At 68.6% G+C, this 2,790-nt stretch carries 2 protein-coding genes and 1 pseudogene; all 3 read left to right on the plus strand.

Translation table 11 applies throughout. From position 1 onward, the window contains the following. Positions 1-609, plus strand: a pseudogene (glnA, locus tag ACILRF_RS15940) (glutamine synthetase); the annotation flags it as partial. Between the two features lie 92 nt (positions 610-701). Continuing rightward, positions 702-2,618, plus strand: coding sequence for a M61 family metallopeptidase (locus tag ACILRF_RS15945; RefSeq protein WP_395674626.1), 1,917 nt, complete (start codon positions 702-704; stop codon positions 2,616-2,618). A gap of 85 nt (positions 2,619-2,703) precedes the next feature. Then, on the plus strand, positions 2,704-2,790 hold an 87-nt coding region (locus ACILRF_RS15950; protein ID WP_395674628.1), incomplete at its 3' end, for a DUF4287 domain-containing protein.

Here is a 2,790-nt window from a genome sequence, read left to right on the forward strand (position 1 = left end):
GGCATGCACGTGCACCAGTCGATCTGGAAGGACGGCAAGCCGCTGTTCGCCGGCGACAAGTACGCGGGCCTGTCGGACATGTGCCTGTGGTACATCGGCGGCGTGATCAAGCACGCCAAGGCGATCAACGCCTTCGCCAACTCGACCACCAACTCCTACAAGCGCCTGGTGCCCGGCTACGAAGCCCCGGTGAAGCTGGCCTATTCGGCCCGCAACCGCTCGGCCTCGATCCGCATCCCCCACGTCGACAGCCCCAAGGCCAAGCGCCTGGAAGTCCGCTTCCCGGACCCGATGGGCAATCCGTACCTGACCTTCGTCGCCCTGCTGATGGCCGGCCTCGACGGCATCGAGAACAAGATCGATCCGGGACCGGCGATGGACAAGAACCTCTACGATCTGCCGCCGCGCGAGCAGAAGAAGGTTCCGGAAGTCTGCGGCTCGCTGCGCGAAGCGCTGGAGTCCCTCGACAAGGACCGCGCCTTCCTGAAGCGCGGCGGCGTCATGGATGACGACTTCATCGACAGCTACATCGAGCTGAAGATGGAAGAGGTGATGCGCCTGCAACTGCACCCGCACCCCGTTGAATTCGACATGTATTACGCCTGCTGATCGAAGCCGGCTGAAGCTATCGGAAGGGCCGCGGCGCAATCCGCGGCCCTTTTGCTTTGCGGCAAGGCGAAAGCCCGCCCTACAGTCGGCGCATGATCGCGCGATCCGTTGCCCTCGCCCTGCTCGCCGCCACGGCCGCGAGCGCGCAAAGCCCCCTCCCCGAGCCCTCGCCGCTGCCGCCGCCGATCCCAGCGGCGCGGGACGTCGCCTGGCCGGGGACGATGCGCCTGGAGGTGGATGCGACGGACCTGCAGCGGCGCATCTTCCGGGTGCGCCAGACGATTCCGGTGGAGGCGGCGGGGCCGATCACCCTGCTCTATCCCGAATGGCTGCCTGGCAACCACGCGCCACGCGGTCCGATCGACAAGATCGCCGGCCTGACGATCCGGGCCGGCGGCCAGACGCTGGCGTGGAAGCGCCATCCCGCAGACGTCTACGCCATCCAGGTCGAGGTTCCGCAGGGCGCGAGCGCGCTGGATGTCGACTTCCAGTTCGTCTCGCCGACAGCCCCGGCCCAGGGCCGGGTGGTGATGACGCCGGAGATGCTGAACCTGCAGTGGGAGAAGGTCGCCTTCTATCCCGCCGGCCGCTACGTGCGCCGCATCATGGTCGAGCCGAGCGTGCGGCTGCCGACCGGCTGGGGTTATGGCGTGGCTCTGGAAACCGCGGCCGAGGACGGCGACCTGAAGCGGTTCAGGCCGGTCGATTTCGAAACCCTGGTGGACTCGCCGATGTTCGCCGGGCGCAACTTCCGCCGCGTGGTGTTGGACGACGGGCCCCGGCCGCAGGTGCGGCTGAATATCGTCGCCGATGCGCCGGCCGACCTCGCGCCGACCGACGCCCAGATCCGCCTGCACAGGAACCTGGTCGAGCAAGGGGACAAGCTGTTCGGCGTCAGGCCCTTCGACCACTACGACTTCCTGCTGGCCGTGACCGGTCGGCTGGGCGGCATCGGGCTGGAGCACCACCGCTCGAGCGAGAACAGCGTCGCCACCCACTACTTCACCGACTGGAAGCGGGCGTTGGGCGACCGGGACCTGCTGCCGCACGAATATGTCCACGCGTGGAACGGCAAGCTCCGCCGCCCGGCCGACCTGATGACCCGCACCTACTCCGAGCCGATGCGCGGCTCGCTGCTGTGGGTCTACGAAGGCCAGACCCAATACTGGGGCTATGTGCTCGGCGCGCGGGCCGGGATGCTCAGCGCGGACGAGGCGCTGGAAAGCCTGGCGATGACCGCGGCGACCTATGAGAACCGCGTCGGCCGCGCCTGGCGACCGCTGGAGGACACCGGGCAGGAGCCGGTGATCTCGGCGCGCCGGCCGGAGCCGTGGCCGTCCTGGCAGCGTCCGGAGGACTACTATTCCGAAGGGCAGCTGATCTGGCTCGACGCCGACACGCTGATCCGGGAGAAGTCCGGCGGCCGGCGCTCGCTGGACGATTTCGCCAAGCGGTTCTTCGGCGGCAAGGACGGCGACTTCACCCCGCGCACCTACACCTTCGACGACGTGGTCGCGGCCCTTGACGCGGTCGAGCCGCACGACTGGGCGAGCTTCCTGCGCACGCGGGTGCAGGCCATCGCGCCCAAGGCGCCGCTGGACGGGCTGGCGCGTGGCGGCTGGCGGTTGACATACGCCGATGCGCCGACCGGCGCCTGGACCGCTACCGAGGCCGAGCAGCGCAACACCAACCTGACCTATTCCCTCGGCCTTGTGCTGAACCGCGAGGGTGACGTCACCGCGGTGCAGTGGGATGGTCCGGCGTTCCAGGCGGGACTGTCGGTGGGGGCGAAGATCCTGGCCGTGAACGGGCTGGCCTACGACGCCGACCGGCTGAAGCAGGCGATCCGTGACGCCAAGACCGGCGGGCCGATCGAGCTCCTGACGCGTAACGGCGACCACTTCCGGACCGTGCAGATCGCCTACCGGGGCGGCCTGCGCTATCCGAAGCTGGAACGGATCGCCGGGACCCCGGACCGGCTGACGGCGATCTACAGCGCGCGGAAGTAAGACGCCCGCCCCACCCTTTTCCTCGTCATGGCCGGGACGAGCCCGGCCATGACGACTATTTGCCTGTGAGGAGACCCAAGCCCCGATGACCGAACCCGTGAAGGGCCCCGCGTCCTACTTCCCCTCCATCGAGAAGAAGTACGGCCGCCCGATCGCCGAATGGCGGCAGGTC

It is taken from the genome of Phenylobacterium sp. (genome assembly GCF_044236515.1).
Classification (GTDB): Bacteria; Pseudomonadota; Alphaproteobacteria; order Caulobacterales; family Caulobacteraceae; genus Phenylobacterium.